Origin of the sequence: Streptomyces sp. 4N509B (assembly GCF_052245655.1) — a bacterium.
In the GTDB taxonomy this organism is placed as follows: Bacteria; Actinomycetota; Actinomycetes; order Streptomycetales; family Streptomycetaceae; genus Streptomyces.
The window spans coordinates 1-18,889 of the sequence record NZ_JBQQBZ010000050.1; the positions used below are offsets into that span (position 1 = coordinate 1).

At 71.1% G+C, this 18,889-nt stretch carries 18 protein-coding genes; 16 read left to right on the forward strand and 2 right to left on the reverse strand.

Annotated elements, in window-relative coordinates:
- Together ACTWP5_RS29315 and ACTWP5_RS29320 are read left to right on the forward strand one after the other, a co-directional pair.
- Positions 1-1,031: hypothetical protein (locus ACTWP5_RS29315; RefSeq protein WP_443224186.1), on the forward strand; the 1,031-nt coding region annotated here is incomplete at its 5' end.
- Between the two features lie 29 nt (positions 1,032-1,060).
- A complete protein-coding gene (locus tag ACTWP5_RS29320; protein ID WP_443224187.1) occupies positions 1,061-1,795 on the forward strand; it encodes a 2'-5' RNA ligase family protein in 735 nt (244 codons plus the stop codon).
- Here the strand turns inward: ACTWP5_RS29320 and ACTWP5_RS29325 are convergent.
- Positions 1,686-2,183: an ATP-binding protein gene (locus ACTWP5_RS29325; RefSeq protein ID WP_443224188.1), complete on the reverse strand. Its 498-nt coding sequence runs from the start codon at positions 2,181-2,183 to the stop codon at positions 1,686-1,688. The genes ACTWP5_RS29320 and ACTWP5_RS29325 overlap by 110 nt on opposite strands.
- A gap of 334 nt (positions 2,184-2,517) precedes the next feature.
- On the opposite strand from ACTWP5_RS29325, the gene ACTWP5_RS29330 reads away from it, so the two are divergent.
- The 9 genes from ACTWP5_RS29330 to ACTWP5_RS29370 all read left to right on the forward strand — a co-directional run bounded on the left by ACTWP5_RS29330 (position 2,518) and on the right by ACTWP5_RS29370 (position 12,219).
- On the forward strand, positions 2,518-4,182 hold the full coding sequence (locus ACTWP5_RS29330) for a hypothetical protein (RefSeq protein WP_443224189.1): 1,665 nt from the start codon (positions 2,518-2,520) through the stop codon (positions 4,180-4,182).
- Positions 4,179-5,150, forward strand: coding sequence for a thymidylate synthase (locus ACTWP5_RS29335; RefSeq protein ID WP_443224190.1), 972 nt, complete (start codon positions 4,179-4,181; stop codon positions 5,148-5,150). Before ACTWP5_RS29330 ends, ACTWP5_RS29335 begins: the two co-directional genes overlap by 4 nt.
- Complete coding sequence (locus ACTWP5_RS29340; protein WP_443224191.1) at positions 5,147-6,856, forward strand: carbamoyltransferase family protein; 1,710 nt, start codon at positions 5,147-5,149, stop codon at positions 6,854-6,856. Before ACTWP5_RS29335 ends, ACTWP5_RS29340 begins: the two co-directional genes overlap by 4 nt.
- The gene (locus ACTWP5_RS29345; RefSeq protein WP_443224192.1) at positions 6,853-7,893 is read left to right on the forward strand and encodes a glycosyltransferase family protein; all 1,041 of its coding nucleotides are present in this window, start codon (positions 6,853-6,855) and stop codon (positions 7,891-7,893) included. Before ACTWP5_RS29340 ends, ACTWP5_RS29345 begins: the two co-directional genes overlap by 4 nt.
- A gap of 30 nt (positions 7,894-7,923) precedes the next feature.
- A complete protein-coding gene (locus ACTWP5_RS29350; protein ID WP_443224193.1) occupies positions 7,924-8,436 on the forward strand; it encodes a topology modulation protein in 513 nt (170 codons plus the stop codon).
- Between the two features lie 19 nt (positions 8,437-8,455).
- Complete coding sequence (locus ACTWP5_RS29355; protein WP_443224194.1) at positions 8,456-9,241, forward strand: class I SAM-dependent methyltransferase; 786 nt, start codon at positions 8,456-8,458, stop codon at positions 9,239-9,241.
- Positions 9,238-9,978, forward strand: coding sequence for a phosphotransferase (locus tag ACTWP5_RS29360; protein WP_443224195.1), 741 nt, complete (start codon positions 9,238-9,240; stop codon positions 9,976-9,978). The genes ACTWP5_RS29355 and ACTWP5_RS29360 overlap by 4 nt, the downstream gene beginning before the upstream one ends.
- Positions 9,979-9,982: 4 nt before the next feature.
- Entirely contained in the window at positions 9,983-10,942 is a 960-nt protein-coding gene (locus ACTWP5_RS29365) for an NAD-dependent epimerase/dehydratase family protein (protein WP_443224196.1), read from the forward strand.
- 293 nt (positions 10,943-11,235) lie between these two features.
- On the forward strand, positions 11,236-12,219 hold the full coding sequence (locus tag ACTWP5_RS29370; protein ID WP_443224197.1) for a hypothetical protein: 984 nt from the start codon (positions 11,236-11,238) through the stop codon (positions 12,217-12,219).
- 241 nt (positions 12,220-12,460) lie between these two features.
- On the opposite strand, the gene ACTWP5_RS29375 is transcribed toward ACTWP5_RS29370, so the two are convergent.
- On the reverse strand, positions 12,461-14,233 hold the full coding sequence (locus ACTWP5_RS29375) for a hypothetical protein (RefSeq protein ID WP_443224198.1): 1,773 nt from the start codon (positions 14,231-14,233) through the stop codon (positions 12,461-12,463).
- A 900-nt stretch (positions 14,234-15,133) separates the two neighbouring features.
- On the opposite strand from ACTWP5_RS29375, the gene ACTWP5_RS29380 reads away from it, so the two are divergent.
- The 5 genes from ACTWP5_RS29380 to ACTWP5_RS29400 all read left to right on the forward strand — a co-directional run bounded on the left by ACTWP5_RS29380 (position 15,134) and on the right by ACTWP5_RS29400 (position 18,851).
- A complete protein-coding gene (locus ACTWP5_RS29380) occupies positions 15,134-15,571 on the forward strand; it encodes an ATP-binding protein (protein ID WP_443224199.1) in 438 nt (145 codons plus the stop codon).
- Positions 15,572-15,967: 396 nt separating this feature from the next.
- Positions 15,968-16,342 (forward strand): hypothetical protein, encoded by a 375-nt coding sequence (locus ACTWP5_RS29385; RefSeq protein WP_443224200.1) that lies wholly within the window; start codon positions 15,968-15,970, stop codon positions 16,340-16,342.
- The gene (locus tag ACTWP5_RS29390) at positions 16,336-17,217 is read left to right on the forward strand and encodes a hypothetical protein (protein WP_443224201.1); all 882 of its coding nucleotides are present in this window, start codon (positions 16,336-16,338) and stop codon (positions 17,215-17,217) included. Before ACTWP5_RS29385 ends, ACTWP5_RS29390 begins: the two co-directional genes overlap by 7 nt.
- A 228-nt stretch (positions 17,218-17,445) precedes the next feature.
- A complete protein-coding gene (locus tag ACTWP5_RS29395) occupies positions 17,446-18,003 on the forward strand; it encodes an SAF domain-containing protein (protein WP_443224202.1) in 558 nt (185 codons plus the stop codon).
- Between the two features lie 5 nt (positions 18,004-18,008).
- A complete protein-coding gene (locus ACTWP5_RS29400) occupies positions 18,009-18,851 on the forward strand; it encodes a hypothetical protein (RefSeq protein ID WP_443224203.1) in 843 nt (280 codons plus the stop codon).
- Positions 18,852-18,889: the final 38 nt, after the last annotated feature.

Here is an 18,889-nt window from a genome sequence, read left to right on the forward strand (position 1 = left end):
GGATGCCCGAGGCGGACGCATCGCTGTCGTCCGCGTCGGCCACCCGCGACGACAGCCCGTTCCAGATCGTGGCGAGGGCACGGCAGTTGACCTCGGGCAATGCTGACGAAGCTCTGTTCGGATTCCTCGACGCGTCGCTGGAGAGTGTGGTGGACCGGTACGAGCGCGACGGTCCGCAGGGCCTGCGGGAGGAGACACGTTCGCTGCGTCGGTTACTGCACGTGCTGCTCGACGGCCGGCAGCCGCCACGTGCCCGTCATGAGCTCTTCCGCCTCGCGGCACGGGCGTCAGGGCTGCTGGGATACATGGCGGTCAACACCGGTGACTTTCTCCTCGCTCAGGCGTACTGCACGGAGGCGGAGGAGCTGAGCCGGGCGATCGGGGATCTCGAGACCGAGTTGTGGGCGACGGGCACGCGGTCGCTGTGTCTGTACTACGACGGGCGTTACCGGGACGCCGACGCGTGCGCGCTCGCAGCCGTCGAAAGGTCTCCCCAGGCCGCACAGACGATTCGGCTGCTGGTCAACGGCCGCGCTCGCGCCCTGGGCAAGCTCGGAGAGCGACGGGACGCCGAGCGGGCGATCGGCCAGGCCCTGGAGGTGGCCTCGCGCCACGACGTGCCCGCCGGCATCACCCCGTGCATCTCCTTCGGGGTCTACGGACACGCCAGGACGCTGGCCAACGCGGTCACAGTTCACGTCGCCCTGGGCAACGTCGAACGCGTCCTCCGGTACGCGGACGAGATCGACGACCTGGTCGAAACCTCCGACTCCTCGTGGAGTCGAGCGCTGGTGCGGCTCGACGTCGCGACGGCGCTGCTCGACCAGCCCTCACCGGCCCTGGAGCGCGCGCTGAACCTGGGCGTGCAGGCGTTGGAGCTGTGCGCCGGCGCGCCCATCCGATCGGTGTGGCAGCGCTCACACGAGCTGCGCGAGGGGGCCCAACGATGGCGAGGTGACCCGGCCGTGCGGGAGTATGACGAGCGCCTGCGGTCGTGGAGTGCCAGGCCGGCCGTCCAGGCCGTGTCCTAGCCAGGTGCCGAGGCAGGAATGGAGGTCTGGTGTCCCTGCTCAGACCGGACGCGGAAGCGTTTCCCGCCAGGCCTCCCGCGGATCTCCGGGACGCTCGGGCGATCGCCGAGAACGACTGGGAGGCGTTCCGCGCGCTGGAGGCGGTGACCAACCACTGGGCTCGCCCCCAGTGGCCGGATGGTGCCCGGGCCTACTACTGGATGCTGACCTTCCCCCACGCGCTGGAGCTGAGCGCCCTCGCTCGGCGTTGCCAGAAGGAGATCGCCAGCCTCGGACTCGACGACGTGCCCGCTGACCAGGGCCTTCACGTCACCGTCCGGCGCGTCGGAAGCCCCAAGGACGTGACGTCGCGACAGCTGGATGACGTCGTGAGCGCGGCCGGATCGATCCTGCCGTCGGCCTTCGACCTGCGGGTGATTCCCATGACGGGATCACGCGGCGCGGTGCGGTTCTCCGTCGCGCCCTGGGAACCGCTCGTACGCCTCCACGCCACGCTCGCCGAGGCCGGCCGGAAGGCGGGCTGCTCCGCATCGAAGCCCACAGCCGCCTTCCGACCGCATCTGAGCATCGCCTACCACAACGCGCCTCGCTCGGCCGCGCCCGTCATCGAGGCGGTCGCGTCGCTGCGTTCGTTGGCTCCGCTCGACGTGGGAGTCAGCGGGGTACAGCTGGTGGAACTGTCGCGCCAGGGCAGGCAGTACCACTGGCAGGTTCTCCACAGCCTGCCTCTCGCCCGGGGATCCGGAGCTCACCGAGTCGACTGACGCCGTCCGGCTTCAGGTCGATCGCCGCGGCCACGGCCTTCCCGTCCTTGGCCGGCCAGACGAACCACATCGTCGCCAGGAGATCCACGAGGTTCAGGCCGCGGCCGTGCTCCGGGATCTCCTCGTCGACGTCGAGATGTGGGGCGCGAGCCCGGACAGCGTCGGGATTCTCGTCGCCGTCGTGGACCCATATCACCGCTGCGTCCTCGTAGAGGTCGACGAACATGCCCAGCGGTCCACTGCTGGTGTGCGTGACGGCGTTGCCCACCAGCTCACTCACGATGGTCACGGCGTCGTCGATCACGGCCGGGGCGGTGTGGCCGCGAAGCGTCTGCCGTACCTGCTCGCGGGCGAGTGCCTCGGGATGTCTGACGTGCTGGAGCTTCACCCAGCGGTGGTGGATCAGGCCACCCGTGAAGTCGTACGCATGAGGCCGGGACATCTCAGCCCCTTTCGGTTCTCTCTGGACCGCCTGTCAGTCCACGTGGCCGTTCCCCAAGCCTCGGCGGGGTGGGGCGGCGGCGCCACGCCTCACACACGCCGTTCGTCCGCCGCCTTCCCGCGTCGGTAACGGCGGGCAGACGGCGGGAGAACGGCGTACCGACGTCCGTGGTGCCTCAGCCACCGTGGTGCTGGGTCGTCCCCGGCCCGTTGCTCACAGCCAGCCGTGCCGGGGATGGACCCCACCACCATTCCGCGACGCCGATCCCTTGGAGGATTTCGTGGTCCGTGCCCGGAGCGCGGCTCCCGACGCCCACGTCGACGCGCTGATGCTCGCGCTGGAGGGGGAGCACGGGGCCGTAGCCGTCACCCCGGGTGGGGTCAGCTGGTTGCACGTCCACCAGGTCCCGATTCGCCGCCTGCTGCGCCGCATCGTCCTACGGCTGCTGGCCACCCAGCCCTCTCAGCTCAGCCGGGCGTCCGGACAGGACCATCGGGACTTCGTCGTCACACGCCGCAGCGCCGCGTCCGGCTATGTCAGTTACGACATCTCCCAGGCGGGCCTGGCGTACCTTCTCGGGTTGCGCGACGACGACGTCGTTCGCTGCGGGCCACCGGGGGGACACCTTCCTCCGAGGCCGTGGCCGTCTGGGACGGCCAGCGCTCCGGTGTGCGCTGTCTCCTGGTCGTCCCGGCACGTCCACACGCTGCTCCCGGTCCTGTCCGCGGCGGCGAACCGTGGCGTCGGGAGCGTTGTCCTCGACCTGTCCACCGACTCAGCACAGCGCTTCCCGGCTGTCGAGCGTTCCGCCATCGCCGTGGTCCGCCCGCCGGCCTGGCTGCTGGGGCAGGGAGGCGGCCTGCCGGACAGGGCACTTCGGCCGGCCCGGCCCGGCCGACGTGTGGCGGTCGGGCACCACCGTCTCTGGATTCCCCGGCTCGCGCGACTCGCGGCCCAGACGGCGGTCGTGACGACCGACAGCACCCAACCGTCCTGGTCAGCCGCCGTCCAGGCCGAGGCCTGGCTCGACCAGGCTCTCGCCCGGATCGGCCCCGGAGTGCTGGTGTGCTGCAACGACACCAGCCCTCTGGGCCACCTCGCGGTGCGGGCCGCCGAGCGCGCGGGTGCGGACACGGTGTACGTCCAGCACGGCGCGTGGGTGGAGGAGGAGATTGCCTGGCGCGCGCAGCACTGCCGCCACATCGCGGTGATGGGTTGGCGCGACGTCCAGACGTGTCAGCCATGGAGACGCCGGCCCGACGCCCACCTCCACGTCACGGGGCAACCGCGCTTCGACGGCCTCTCCGCGACCGATCGCCCCCGCCACCGCGCCTACCTGGAACAGCTCCTCTCCCACCAGGCCGGTGCCGCGCCCCACCGGATCGCGGTGTGGGCGTGTCAGCCACTGAGCGAGCAGCGCCACCTCGCTCAGCTGCGAGCGGTCCTCGACGGAGTGCGTCACACCGGCCGCCGCTGGGGATTGGTGGTCGCACCCCATCCCGCCCAACCCTCCTCGGCCTTCCCCGCCGACCTCAGGCGCGGCCTCGACTGCGTCGCCGTGGCCGTCGCCGACCCAGAAGTGGGCGCCCGCGGCTGCCTCGCCGGAGCCGACGCCCTGCTCACAGCCTCCTCCACCTGCGGGATCGAGGCGCTGCTCCTGGACGTCCCGGTCCTGGAACTGGCGTTCCCTGGGGCGCACACCCTGCGCCTGGCCGAGCACGGCGCGGCTAGGCGGTGCACGTCCGCGGCGGAGATCACCATCGCCCTCGCCCGCGTCGACAGGTTCCCAGCCACCGTGCGGGTCCCGGCCCCCGCCAAGGCGGCGATCTGTCGATGGGACGGCCGCAGCGCGGCGGCCGTGGCCGATCTCGTCAGCAGGGCGCTCGCGGACGGGGCGCCGGCGACCGTTCCCCCACTCCAGACAAGGACACCTCCCCAACCATGATCACGTTCCAGGGCGACAGCGTCGCCGCTCTCTTCACCCAGGCGGCGCGCACCGCCGCCGACATGGGTCAGCGAACGAGCCCGCGAGGTCTGCCGACGCGTGAGTTGCTCGACGTGCACCTCACCCTCACCCGGCCGCGGGCCCGCCTCCTCCATCTCCCACCCACCCGGATCCTCAACCCGGCCTTCGCCGTGGCCGAGGCGGTCTGGCACCTGCTGGGTTCCGACGCGCCGTGGATCTTCGACTACAACGGCACGCTGCGCCGGTACGCCGACGACGGCGTTCTCCGCGGCGCCTACGGTCCGCGGATGCGCCGCTGGGGCGGCGAGCTGGACCAGCTCGCCCAGGTCCTCGCGACGCTCAGGCGGGATCCGCAGTCGCGCCGCGCCGTCATCCAGCTCTACGACCCGTCCCGGGACGCCGCCGGGCACCGGGACGTGCCCTGCACGCTGGGTTTCCGTTTCCACCTGCGCGGCGGCCAGCTCCACATGGCGACCACGATGCGCAGCCAGGACGTGTGGCTCGGCTTCCCGTACGACGTCTTCTTCGCCACGGTCCTGCACGAGCTGTTGGCCGGCTGGCTCGGCGCCGAGCTGGGTGTGTACGGGCACCACGTGGACTCACTCCACCTCTACGAGTCCGACCTCGCGGCGGCATCCGAGCTGACGCCCGTTCACTCCGGCGCTGCCTTCCCGGTCGCCGAGATGCCACCGCTCACCACCGACTGGCGCAGCTTCGACGAGCTGCTCTCGCAGGTTCGTGACGGCCGGGCTCCGGAACACCCGGGCTGGGCGACGATGGCCGCCACCATGCGGAGCTACCGCTGCTGGAAGGCCGGAGATGCCGACCAGGCGGAGCTGCTGGCCGGCGCCATCGCCGACCCTCTCCGCGCCGCCCTCCTCGACTGGTACACCCACCTGCGGGCCCGTCGTGCGGCGCGTGCCGAACGCACGGGAGGACATCGATGAGCGTGGTCCTCGGCCTCTGCGCCCACACCCACGACTCGGCCGCGGCACTCCTGATCGACGGGCGCCTCGCCGGATTCGTCGAGGAGGAACGCCTGTCCGGTGTGAAACACACCCGCGCCTACCCGGGCCGGGCCGTGGACTGGCTGCTGACGGAGGCCGGCCTCGGCCCGGACGGGATCGAGACCGTCGCGTACAACTTCTCCGCCCCCCACTACCTGCGCGCTCTGCCAGGCACGGCCGGGCTCCTCCTCTCCGCCGACACCCGGGGCCGAGCCCTGCCACGCTCGCACGGCTTCGCCACCGTCGCCGCTAGGACCCGGCGCCGAGGACGGCGGCTCGCGGCCCGCTTCCCCGACGCCGCCTTCCGGCCGGTCGTCCACCATCGATCCCACCAGACGTATGCCTTCGCCGCGTCCGGATACCCCGAGGCGGCGGTGCTGATCGTCGACAGCCTGGGCGAGACCCAGACCACGACGATCGCTCACGGACGTGTCGACGACCGTGGCCGTCCGTCCCTGCGCCAGCTGAGGGCGATCCATGACCCGGCGTCCCTCGGTTACGTCTACGGCGCGGTCACCCAACACCTGGGCTGGCGACGTGGTGACGAGGAAGGCACGGTCATGGCGCTCGCCGCCCTCGGCGACCCGTCGAGGTTCCGGGGCCTTCTCCGTCGGGCGATTCGCGTGACGCGCGACGGCTTCGCCGTTCATCCGGGACTGCTCCCACCTCGCACACTCCAGTCAGGCGCCACGCGGCTGACACCCGCGTTCGTTGCTGCCAGCTGTCCGTCCCGCCAGCCGGACGCCCCGGTGGAGCAGATCCACCGGGACCTGGCTGCCGCGCTTCAGGAACGCACCGAGCAGGTCGTGCTCCACCTCGGGCGCGTGGCGCGCCGCCTCACGGGATGCAGGCGGCTGTGCCTCGGCGGCGGCGTGGCGGCCAACTGCGTCGCCGTTGGCCGACTCCTGGACGCGGGAGTGTTCGACCAGGTCTTCGTTCCTCCGGCTCCAGGAGACGCGGGAACCGCGATCGGTGCCGCGACAGCCGTCCACCTGGCTGCCGGAGCAGAGCCGTTGAGTGGCGTGGCGGGAGCCTGTTACCTCGGTCCGCGCTGGAACCTCTCGCAGCTCGACCTGGCGCGCTGGCCGGAGCTCCGGGCCCGCCGCCTGGAGACGGACCCGGCCCCGTACCTTGCCGACCACCTGACCCGTGGACACGTCGTCGGCGTCTTCCACGGGCGGGTCGAGGCCGGGCCGCGTGCGTTGGGGAACCGCTCCATCCTGGCGTCGCCCCTGAGTGACGGCGTCGTGGACCGCCTCAACGGCAGGGTCAAGTTCCGGGAGCCGTTTCGGCCCTTCGCGCCGGTGGTTCCCGCTGACCGCGCGTCCGAGTACTTCGCTCTCACCCAGGAATCGCCGTTCATGTCCATCGCGTCCGGCGTCACCGACCAGGGGCGCCGGCTGGTCCCGGCGATCGTCCACGCCAACGGAACCGCCAGGGTTCAGACCGTCACCGCCGACCACAACCCCCTGCTACACGCCGTCCTCCACGAGTTCGGCCAGCGCACGGGCGTCCCGATCCTGATCAACACATCCCTCAACACCAAGGGGAAGCCGATCTGCGGGACGCCGGAGATGGCGCTGGACTGCCTCGCCTCCTCCGGCCTCGACGCCCTGTTCCTTGAGGGCTGGTGGGTCACCCGATGAGGATCGGCTACAGCTTCTGGGGATTCCTCGGCCCCGGCATCGTGGACACGCCAGACGGCGGGCGCAGCCACCGCCGCCCTCTCGTCGACGCCCTGCGCGGGCGCGGCCACCAGCTCCTCTTCCTCCAGGCCGACCGCGACCAGGCGGAAGCCGGCGACCGGCTCGACTACACCTTCGACCCGGGTTTTCCCGAGATCGACGCGCTCCTCCTGGAGTGGCGCTGGGCCATCCCCGGACGGAACACCACCCCGTGCGGCAGCCCCGGCCACACCTGCGACCTGCATCGGCAGACCGCGTTGCTGGAGCACTACACCGTCCGGCGCCGGCTCCCCACGGTCATCTGGGACAAGGACCGACGGCTTCCCGCCGGCGACGCCTGGCGCCGGCACCCGAACGTCGCGGTGTGCGAAGCGGCCCTTACCCCGACCCCGGGGGCCGCCCGGCTTCTCTTCCCCGCCGACGACGCCCGTCTCGACCACGCCGACCCACTCTCCCTCGCCGCCAGGCCCCGTCCGCTGACCCTCGTCTACGTCGGCAACCAGTACGACCGCGACGACGCCTTCGACCGCTACTTCGCCCCGGTCGCCGTCCGCCACCGGCACGCTGTCGCCGGCAAGTGGACCACCACCGTCCGCTGGCCCCACGTGTCGTTCCTGGGCCGCCTCGGCTTCCCCCGAGCCATGGAACTCTACGGCGCCGCGCTGGCGACCCTGCTGCTTCTGCCGCAGCGGTACGCCGAGGCCGGACAGATGACACAGCGGATCTTCGAGGCGGTGCTCGCCGGTTGCGTTCCCCTCTGCCCGGCGGAGGTGCGCCACGCCGAACGCTTCGTGCCGTCCTCGCTCGTCGTCGGCAGCGCGGCGGAGGCGGACCAGAAGCTGCGGTGGCTCGCTGCTCTGGCCGGCACCGAGACACACATCCAACTCCTCGCCGAGTGCCTGAGGCGACTGGAGCCCTTCCGCCTCAGCACGAACGTCGAAGCCCTCGACGCCCTTCTCCACCTCATCACCCTCGACAGCGCAGGAATCCCGGAATGATCACCCGTTCCCTCACTAGGCTGCGGCACCATGAAGAAGGTCACCGTCATCGGCTGCGGAGGCAGCGGCAAGTCGTACGTGGCGCGCGAACTGGGGCGCCTGCTCGACGCTCCCGTCACGCACCTGGACGCCGTCTACTTCGACGACGAGTGGAACTCCCTGCCCATGGAGAAGTTCGAGGCCGCGCAGCGCGACCTCGTCGCGGCGCCGAGCTGGGTCATCGACGGCAACTACAACTCCACCCTCCACGTGCGGCTGGAAGCCTGCGACACCGTCGTCCTCCTCGACCTGCCCACCCGCACCTGCCTGCGGGGCATCCTCTTCCGACAGCTCCGACACGGCAGCGGCCAGCACCAGGCCACCGGCATCTACAACCGCATCCACTGGGGCGTCATCCGCTACGTCCTGTCCTACCGCCGCACGATGCGCCCCCGTGTACTGCGCAAGATCCACGACCTCACTCCGGACCACGCCACCCTCGTCACCCTCACCAGCCGCCGCCAGGCACGCCGCTGGCTGACCGCCCTCGCCGCGCACCCCTGACCCAGACGAGGTGGTCCCGGTGACCACCAACCCCTTCCTGGCGCCCGACGCCCAGCGCACCCTCTACGGGTCCGCCGAACGTCTCGGCAGCCGTACCGGAGCGCTCCATCGCGCCAAGATCGAGGGCCGCGCCGTCGCCGACGTCATCGTCGGCCTCGCGACCATCCACAGCGAACGGATGCCGGAAGGAACCATCGCGGACCTCGGCTGTGGCCGTGGAACCACGACCCACGCCCTCGCGCGCCACCACCGCGCAGCCCAGGTGGTCGGCATCGACGCCTCCCACGCCCTCCTCGCCGAAGCCCGGCGCACCACCACCGACGCGGCCTGGGTCCGAGCCGACTTCCACGCGCTCCCGATACGGTCCGGCACCTGCTCACTGGTCGTGGCCGCGTTCTGCCTGTACCACTCACCCCACCCGGAACGGGTCATCCACGAGATCGCCCGCTGCCTCGCACCCGGCGGGCTCGCGATCCTCGTCACCAAGTCAGCAAACAGCTACCGCGAACTCGACGAGGTCGTGGCCTCCACCGGGCTCGATCCCCACGCCACCGCGCGCCCCAGCCTGTACGCCGCCGCGCACAGCGGAAACCTCTCCGAGGTGGCAGCCGCCGCCCTTGAGGTCCGCCACCTCGAACACGAGGAGCACCGCTTCCGTTTCCACGACGCGAACCACCTCGCCGCCTACCTGGCCACCACCCCCAAGTACCACATCACGCCCGGTCGGGACATCGCCGCCAGCCTCCCGAACCAGCCCGTGACCGCCACCTCGGTGGTCACCTACCTCGTCGGCGGCATCCGATGAACGCCGCCGGCTTCACCAAGCACTACGGCTCCCCGGAGGCGCGGGCCACCGCCGAACGCAACCACGCCTGGCTGACCGCCCACGCCAGCCCCCTGCGCCTTCCGCCCATCCTCCACACCGAGCCGACCCTCCTCACCTTCGAACACGTCGTCGGCAGACACGCCGAGCCCGACGACCTGCCCTCCCTCGCCGCGCACCTCGGCGACGCCCACGGCACCGCCTGGGCCCGCACCCTCCATACCGCCGTGCTCGCATCGCCGCACCAGACGCCGGACGGTCATGACCTGCCCGACTTCCCCACCTCCCGACTGGAGGCGCTCGCACGGCGCGTCCGCGACGGACACGCACACCCCTCCGAGGCCCGCCGGCTGAGGCAGCGGATCTCCCAGGTGACCCGCCTCCCCGCCGCCTTCTACAAGGACAGCAACCCCCGCAACACCCTCATCACCCCGTCCGGCGACCCCGTGACCATCGACGTCGACGACCTGACGCTGGCCCCCTTCGGCTACGACCTCGCCAAGCTCGTCGTCACCCTCGCCATGACACACGGCACTCTCCCCACCGGCCTGATCACCCAGGCACACAGCGCCTACAACCACACGGCCTCGACCCACCACCCCACCCTCGGCGTCACACGCCGCGACCTCGCGGCCTACGCCGAACTCCATGGCATCCTCACCGCCCCCTACCTGGGCCGCGGCGGCTACCGCTGGCCCTGGCACACCGTTCGGAGCTGAACCCATGCCCACCACCGCGCCTCGCCGTGCCGTCGTCACCGGAGCCGCGGGATTCATCGGCACCCACCTCACGCGTGCCCTCCTCGCGAGCGGCACCCGCGTCATCGCCGTTGACCGGCACCCCATGCCCCCGATGCCTCCCGCCCCCAACCTGGTCCCCGTCGCGGCCGACCTGAACGTCTGCCCCCTCGAACCACTCCTCCTCGACGCCGACGTGATCTTCCACCTCGCCGCCATCCCCGGCGTACGCCCCTCCTGGGGCCCCGACTTCCAGGCCTACCTCGCCGCGAACCTGCACACCACCCATCGCCTCATGACCGCCGCCGCACACACAGGCGTCCCCCGCCTCGTCCTCGCCTCCTCCTCCAGCGTCTACGGCCACACCGACGGCACCCCCAGCAGCGAGAGCAACCCACCCAGGCCCGCCTCCCCCTACGCCGTCACCAAACTCGCCGCCGAACACCTCTGCCTCGCCCACTCCACGCGTCCTCGTTACCCCACCTCGGTCGTCGCCCTGCGCTACTTCACCGTCTACGGCCCCGGCCAACGCCCCGACATGCTCATCCAGCGCGCGCTGGCCGCCGTCCTCACCGGCAGCCCTCTCCAGGTCTACGGCGACGGCTCCCAGCGACGCGACTTCACCTATGTCGACGACGTCGTCCGCGCCACCCTGGCCGCCGCCGACGCCCCAGCCACCAACACGATCATCAACGTCGGCAGCGGCACCCCCACAACGATCAGGGACGTGCTCGACACCGTCAGCCAGCTGACGGGCCACCACCTCCCGGCCACCTCCACACACCCACACCCCGGCGACACCCCCACCACCCACGCCGACGTCACACGAGCCCGCGACCTCCTCGACTGGACTCCGACCACGCCGCTCCACACCGGCATCGCGCACCAGTGGCGCCACCTCACCGCACTCCGCCCGATCGATCGAGGAAGCCGTGCCAGCAGGTGACCCCTCAGGGCGCAGGCGAGGGCCGGGGCGGCGCCGGTGCCGCTTGGGGAACCAGCACCCCAGATGGAGGGCCCGGAACGGGCGTCATGAGAAGCGAACGTTCCGCCTGATGCACCCTCAGAGCTGGGTGGCCGTCGCTCGCCGTGCGTGCCGCCGAGGCAGCGGCGCCGTTCGGCCCGGAAGCAGCAGCACCTCACCCCACCGAGGCATCCGGGGCGTTGCAGGGCGGTCTGGTGGTGCGGGGTTGTGGGGTGCCACGATCGGGCCATCCGTGACCTTGAAGGGGTGGGGACGTGGACGGGCAGGATCTGGAGACGTTACAGGCGGTAGCGGGCGTGTGCGTGGGCCTGGCGGCGGTCCTGGTGGGGCTGGTCGGCTGGTATCTCCCGCACTGGCAGCGCGGGTTCCGTACCACCTACCGGCCGGGGTTTGAGGAACGGGCCAGGGCGTGGCGTCGCCGGAGTGGCGTCGCGGCGCTGGTCGTGGCTCTCGTGGTGGCGGCCGTGTGGGGTGGGTATCTGGCGCTGGCCGAGGGGGAGCTGGTGCTGGGCGGGAGGTTCCTTCTGGCGGTCGTGCAGGGCGCGGCCGCCGGACTGGTCCTCGCGGGCGGGGTCGTGGTCGCGTTGATGGCTGTGCGGGCGGCGGTCATGGCCGTCCGGCGCGCCACCCCCTACGGCCAGCTCGTGCGGATGGACCCGCGGCAGGCGCGGCGCCGGGCCGAGCACGAACTCACCGCTCTGGGCGAGGCACTGGAGCACGCGGGGACGCAGGCGCCGGGGCGGCAGCGTGCGGGGGAGTACCTGGAGCTGGCGCGTCGGCTCCACGCGGGTTCAGCCGAGCGGGCGCCCGGTCGCCGTACGGATCCGGAGTGGGAGGTGTTGTTCGCCAGGGGGGCGGTCGACGCGGTCGTGGCGGCCGTGTTGTGCCGGACGGCCCGCGACGCGCTGGAGCACGGCCGGCCCGTGCCCGAGGACCGCGCGCTGTGCCTGTTCAACCCCCTGCACGAACCCGCCGCCGGAACCCACGAGATGACGTTGGAGGACCGGCTGGGCGCCTACCCGCTGTGCGGGCCGTGCCGGGAACACGTGCGGACCACGCCCGAGTCGGAGTGGGAGGTCCGGATGCTGCTGTTCAACGCCTGGCACGAGGCGCCCGCGTTCCACGTGCGGTTCCTCGGCGTCGTCGTGCCGTTCCTGGACGGCGACACACGCCCGGCGAAGTTCGTCGAGCTCGCTCGGGCGATCCTGGCCAGCGCCGAGGAGGACGCCGGGACCTGACCTCCAGCCCCTTGCGAGTGCGAGGGGGTGACCCCCGCTTCGGAGCCGACGACGGCCCGGGAGCGGGGATTCCGCCGAGGACGGACAGCGCCGCCGCGCCACCGCACTTCCTGACACCGGAGCGAGTGACCACACGTCCTGGCGGACCCACTGGATACTCATCGACGGCCAGCACGACGGGTTCCGCGTGCATCACTCCGGGTGCAGCGGCAACGGAGGTACACGTACTGTCGCCAGGACGTCAGCTCGTGTCAGCGTCGGCGGTGGGGGCGGGCCTCGCTGCGGTCTCGCGGATCAGATGGGTGCGCCAGGCGTTGAGGGCGGCGCGGTCGTAGGCGGGCAGCAGGCTGCCGGCGCTGGCCGCGTGTTGTTCCAGGTGTGCGAGGGTGGCAGCGAGGTCGGTGGGGGTGAGCCTGTGGCCGTGGAGGGAGAGCTCGGCCAAAGCCTCGTGTACCTGGGCTGCGGCGGCTTGCTTGTCGGGGTGCTGTAGGCGGGTGCGGGCCGCGGCCAAGGCCGCGTGCAGCTTTCTGCGGTCCGGGCCGTGGTAGGCGGCGGCTTGGTCGCACAGGGCGGCGAGGGCCGTCAGGTCGCCGCGGGCTTGGGTGTCGCGGAGGGCCTGGGCAAGGGCAGTCGCTGTAGGTGGGGGAACGGGGGTGGGCGTGGGAGGCGCAGCGCGGCCATCGCGGTGCGGCGGGTTATCTGGGGCGACGAAGTCGGGTGCGAGCGGCTGTTGCCCGGGGACGGGTGGAGGAGGCGGTGGCCGGTCGACCATGCGGCGGGGTGAAGGCTTCTGTGGTGGTGTGTTGTTCTTCGCCTGATTCGTGCGTGGCGTCGGTCGTCGTAACGGGGAGGACGCGGCGGGAGGGGTTCTCTGGGGGGTGGACGAGCTGGCGCGGAGGCGGGCGGCGGATGTCTGGATGGCGGTGTGTTCGGCTGTGGTGAGGGAAGAGGTAGCCGCTCGGATCGCGGCGTGATGCGCGGCGGCGAGCTCGAAACGATCGTGGCCCGCGATGGCGGCGCGTAGACGACGGAAGGCGGCGGCGCGCTCGGCGGCCTTGCGGCGATCGTGGGCGGCGCGCCTGCTGCGGCTGGCGGCGAAGTTCTGTTCCTTGGAGGCCAGCCAGCAGCGGGCCTCATCCATTGCGCGCAGCAGATTCGCCAACGGCTCGCTGTCACAAGCGGTGGAGGTCCGCTGGGCGGCGTCGAGCAGGGCGCGCAGGCGGTCGACGTCCCTGGCAGCGCGTGCGGCGTCGAGCTCGGCGGCGGCCTTGCGGGCTGCCTTGTTGCGCTGAGGGTCAATGGCGGCGGCACGGGGATCGGCGACGGACCGCACCCGGACGGGCGGTGCCGGAGCGCGGGGCGCGCGGGCTGGCGGGGAAGCTGTGGCGCGGAGGCGTTCGTCCTCTTGGACGGTGGCGGGGGTGACGAGATCTTCCTGGGAGGTGAGATGACAGGAGGAGAGGTCGAACCAGCGGGTTCCCCGCCAGGGCAGCTCGGTGCCCAGTCGCACGCGGCGGGCGGTGCCGTCGGTGTCGCAGCGGATGCGGTGGATGTAGCGGCAGCCCTTGATCAGGGTGGGTGGGACAGGGACGTCTGCGCTGAGGATCGTGATGACGTCGGGTGTCCATGCTGGGGGGACGCGGTCGTCGAGGTGGATGCGGATCAAGGTGCCGGAAGTGAGGCGTATCTCGACCACGGACCCGACCGGAGCCTGCTCGGTGACAGGGAAAGCGGTGGTGGCGGGCCGGCTCTGGACGGTGAGCCAGTCGGTGAGGCCGGCCTTGATATAGAGGTGGTCGGCGCTGGCCGCGTTGATCGCCCGGCGTCGGCAGTCCGGAGACTGTCCGTCGGGCTGGGGGTAGTGCGCGAAGTGCGCGACCCGCCCTGCCGGGACCCTCGTCGTCAGCTTCCCTCCGCAGCCGCCCAGAAGAGTCCCGCACCAGAAGGTGTTCTCCCGGTGTGACCGGCGGAAGGCCTCGGCCGCGGCTGTCTGCGGCGGAAGCACCACGGGCACTTCGGAGTCCCGGTGTCCGACCACCGCCGTCTGCACTCGTCGTGCGTCCCACACCACCCATGCACCCCCACAGGTCTCCCACCGAGGCTGTGCTGCAATTGTCCACCCAGCACGCCTAAATCGTCCCAGGAATCGGCATATTCCTACTTGTCGCAGTCCGCTGTTGTGTCAAGGAGCGCAGTGGGCCGAGCGGCTGGTGCCGGCCTCCCAGGTCCTGTCCTCACGACGCTGGTACGGGTGTTGTTGTCCAACGCCCGGGACGCGGACAGGAGCGAGTTGCTGCGCGACCCGCTGAATGGGGCGAACTCCGTCGCCGGGGTGTCGGCGTCACGCCGCGTCGGCACCGTGAATGCCGCCGACATCCGCATTGTGAGCGCGCTGGGCAACTCCGACAGGTCCATTGCCATGCCCCAGCGTCGAGGCCCAGCAGCAATCCGCTCCTGCGGCTGCCCGCCACATGATGACCCCGAGCACCCTGACAGCACTCGGAGTCATAGCGGGTCACACCTGCATGGCCCAGGAACGCCGTCCAGGTGTCCGTTCCAACGGTCAGAGGTGCGCTGGGGTCTTCCTGTCACTGACAGCGTCGAGATCCACCTTTGCTTCATTCATCATCTTCGTGTGGAAAATGGCGAGCCATCTGGTCTTGCTGGAAGTGATTTCCAGAGCTGTCGTTCAGAATGGTCACAATGCAACTGAGTTGGGCCAACTTCAAATACTTCCGATATCAGGGTTCCGCTCTTCGGGTACGGGCCAGTGTGCTGGTCGCGTCGAAATTTTGACCGCAAGGAGGTATGCGATGGCGCTGTTCCCGTCAGCCACTGGACCTCTCGAACCGCCCCCGAGAGCGCGGAGCCGCCGGCTCGGTACCGAACGGGATGACGCGTGCGGGGCGGCCCGATGAGTCTTTCCTCTGCCCTCGGAGATGCCGTTCCCCTCTACCGCTGGACCGATCACGCTCCCGACGCCCTGTTCCAGGCGCGCGCTGCACTGCGTAGGGCGGCCGAGCGCTACGGCCTGACGGCCCAGGCGACAAGAGACGCGGTGTCCGCCGCCGCCGAACTTATGGCAAACGCCGTCGAGCACGCGCGCGGGCCATACGAGCTACACGTCCGGCGACAGGCGCGAGTGCTCATCTGCCAGGTCGTGGACCATGATCCCGCCATCCCCCAACTGTCTCCGATCGAAGGGGTACCCGAACCGGAGGTCTGCTCCCTTGACGATGTCGAGGAGCGAGGGCGCGGTCTGCTCATGGTGCACGAACTCTCCTGCGGTGTTTGGGGGATGCGAACCCATGGACGTGTGAAGATCGCGTGGTGTGCCATCGCGGTCGAATAGGCAGACGGTCTTCACGGTGCACAGAGATGTCATCGTGTCAGGCGTCGGGTGGTGATCAGACCATCCGACGCCCATCTCTTGTTCTCTCTCCTGTTGGTGGCCGACCGGTTAGCACCGCAGGGCGCCGGGCCTATTGCGACGGTCCACTGATGGGGGAATGCGGATTTCCGTAGAGCATCGCACGTAGTGCATAATCGAGCACCCCCAGTAATGACTCTGAGTGGGGTGGGTGGGGTGTCGGCATGCAAGGCGATGTGGGTGGCGTTCGCGATGGCGGTGGCCGTGGCGGTGACGGCTGGGTGCGGCGGGACCCCGTCAGGTGAACCGCCCAGGGACGAACAGGGTGGCGAGTCACCTGAGGACGCCTCGACCTCCTCGTCATCCCCGGATCCGGCGGTGGAGACGTATCTGGCCATGTGGGAGGACACCGCCGTGGCCTCCCACACCTCGGACGCTGATCACCCCCAACTGGACGACCACGCCACGGGCGAGGCGCTCGACCTGCTGAAGTCGATCATGGAGCAAGACGCGAGGGACGGCCACGTCGCACGGGGTGGACCGAAGCACGACGTCGCCGTCGTCGAGTCGGCGGCTGACCGTCGCGAACTGCGTGACTGCATGGACCAGACCGACTGGCTGATGTACGAGGAGAACGGCGAGCCGGTGGACAACGTGCCCGGGTCACACCGTGTGGTGGAGGCGACGGTGGAGCGTCAAGCCGGCGACTGGATGGTCACGGACCTGCTCCTGCACGCGGCGGCCACATGCTGACACCGAGACGCACCAGCGTCCTCACCGCCCTGACGACGTCCCTCCTGTGGACGCCGCTGGGGCTTGTGGAGGAAGCGTCAGCCGACGTCTGGGGTGGAACGGAGTGTTCGGAGGAGGAGTGCGAGGTCACTGCCGGGGTGACCGAGGTGGAGACACCCCACGACAGCCGAGGGCTCGTCAAGCCGGAGTCGACGGCGATGGACCCTGTGGTCGATCGGTCGGCAGCCGGTCGAGCCGTTGATTTGGTCGCCGCGGCGGTGTTCTCGGGCGTGCTGGAGAAAGGCACCGTCTACCGGACGGATGACTGCCGTGTGCGGCTGGCGGAGTCCGGCATCAAGGACATCTCCTGCGGGGATGCCGCGCCGTCCGTCGTAAAGGGCGGGGCGGTGCCGCCCGTTCACGAGGTGGGTCTGGTCGCCGTCGAGAAGTTGAGGCTGCCGGCGCCCGAGATTCGGATGAGCCCGGCGGAGGACGCCTTCCAGGTGGTCGGGGTGCCGTCGTGGTTGTGGGTGGACTCGGGGATGTGGCAGCCCGTGGTGGAGTCGGCTCACGTGCCAGGGCTGACGGTGACAGCGACGGCCCGGCCGGTGCGGGTGGTCTGGCTGATGGGGGATGGCGGGCGGGTGGTGTGTGAGGGCCCGGGCACCCCGTGGTCGTCGGCGTTCGGTGCGGCGAGTCCGTCGCCGGACTGCGGCTACACCTACACACGCTCGTCGCTCGCCGAGTCAGGAGGGCGGTTCCGGGTGTCGGCCGCGTTGGAGTGGGACGTGGTCTGGGAGGGCGGGGGTTCCTCGGGGCGGGTGCCAGGACTGGTGACGGTGGACGAGGTCGAGGTTGTGGTGGACGAGATACAGGCCCTGGTGGTCAACCAATAGATCGCCTGGCTCGTTGGTCCGCGCTTCCGCCGAACCCTCGGGCCGTCGTCGTCTGCTCGTCTTCTGTCACCTGTTCGGAGTGGAGTGTTGGGTACGTCTGTGTCTTCTGTGCCGCCGCCTGCGCGGACCGCCGAGTCCCGCCCGCCGAGGCCGCCGGGTCAGCCCACGGGAGTTGTGGGGGTGGCGCGGCGGAGGCCGGGGTGGGTGTGGGGTGGCGCGTCGCTGGTCGTGACATCGGCTGTGGCGTTCGCGGTGGTCGCCTCGTCGCTGGGGGAGCGGGAGGCGGTGTTGGCGGTGGCGCGTGACCTGCCCGCAGGACACGAGATCGCGGCAGGAGATCTGCGGGAGGTGCAGGTCGCCGCCGACGCGGGTGTGGTGCCCGCCGACCAAGTGGGGTCGGTGGTGGGCCAGGTCTCCGCCGTGCCGCTGGCGGGCGGATCGCTGCTGGCCCCAGGGCAGGTCAGCGACGCGGCGGAGTTTCCTCCTCAGGGACATTCGGAGGTGGCCTTCTCGGTCGAGGCCGGTGACGCTCCACCACTGGAACGCGGCCAACGGCTCGCCGTCTTCGACGCCGCCACGGAAGCGGCGCCGGTAGTCAAGGACGACGACGGGGTCACGCCCGTGGTCGGCACCGTCACCGGGGTCGCCGAGGACGAGGCCGCCGTGGGTGGCGGTGGTCCGGTGGTCGTGACCGTGATGGTGGAGTCGGCAGCCGCGCAACGGGCGGCCGGAGTGCGACACCCGCGCGTCGTGGTGCTCTCCCAGGACGGGGGAGGGTCGCGGTGAGGCGGGTGTTCGCGGTCGCGTCGGTCAAGGGTTCGCCCGGCGTCACCACGACGGTGATGGCTCTGGCGGCCTCCTGGCCTGCCGACGCTGACGGTGGGGTGCGCCCGGTGGTCGTCGAGGCGGACACGGCGGGGGGCGATCTGGCGGCACGGCTGGGATTGGCGCACGTGCCAGGGCTCCTGGACGTCGCCGCTGCTGCTCGGCGTCCCCGACCCGGGTCGGTGCTGGGCGCCGCCCAGGAACTGCCGTTCGGGGTGCGGGCAGTGCTCGCACCCGCCGGGGCGGGACAGTGCCGCGAGGCGGTGCGGCTGCTTGGGGCGGATGCCGGTCGGGTGTTGCGTGGAGGCCCGGACGACGTCGGCACGGTGCTCGTGGACGTCGGCCGCGTCGAGACGCTCGACCAGGGACTGGCCGGGGTGGCGGACGGACTGGTGCTGGTCACCCGGGGTGGGGTCGATGCCCTGGCGCACCTGTTCCCCCACCGAGAGCTGGCCGCCCTGACCCGCCGCGTCGTGGTCGCGGTCGTCGGGCCCTGCGCCTACGGCCCTGCCGAGATCGCGGCTGTGTCCGGGGCACACCAGGTGGTTAGGGTGCCGTGGACACCTGCCTCGGCGGCGGTCTTGTGCGGCACCTCCGCCAAGCGGCTGCGCGCCTCGGGGTGGCGGCGTTCGCCTCTGCTGGCAGCGGCCGAGCGGCTGGCCGGCCACCTCCTCCACGCAGCGCCATCGCCCAGGCAGGCGCCGGATGCTCCGGCCCGCGCGGCGAACGAGGCGGAGCCAGCCAGCAGCGCGGCGTCCGCCGCCAACGAGCATGCGAGCGTGCTGGCGACGGAGGTGGCGTCGGCGTGACGGACAGGGACACAGGCCAGGATCTTCGGCAGCTCGCA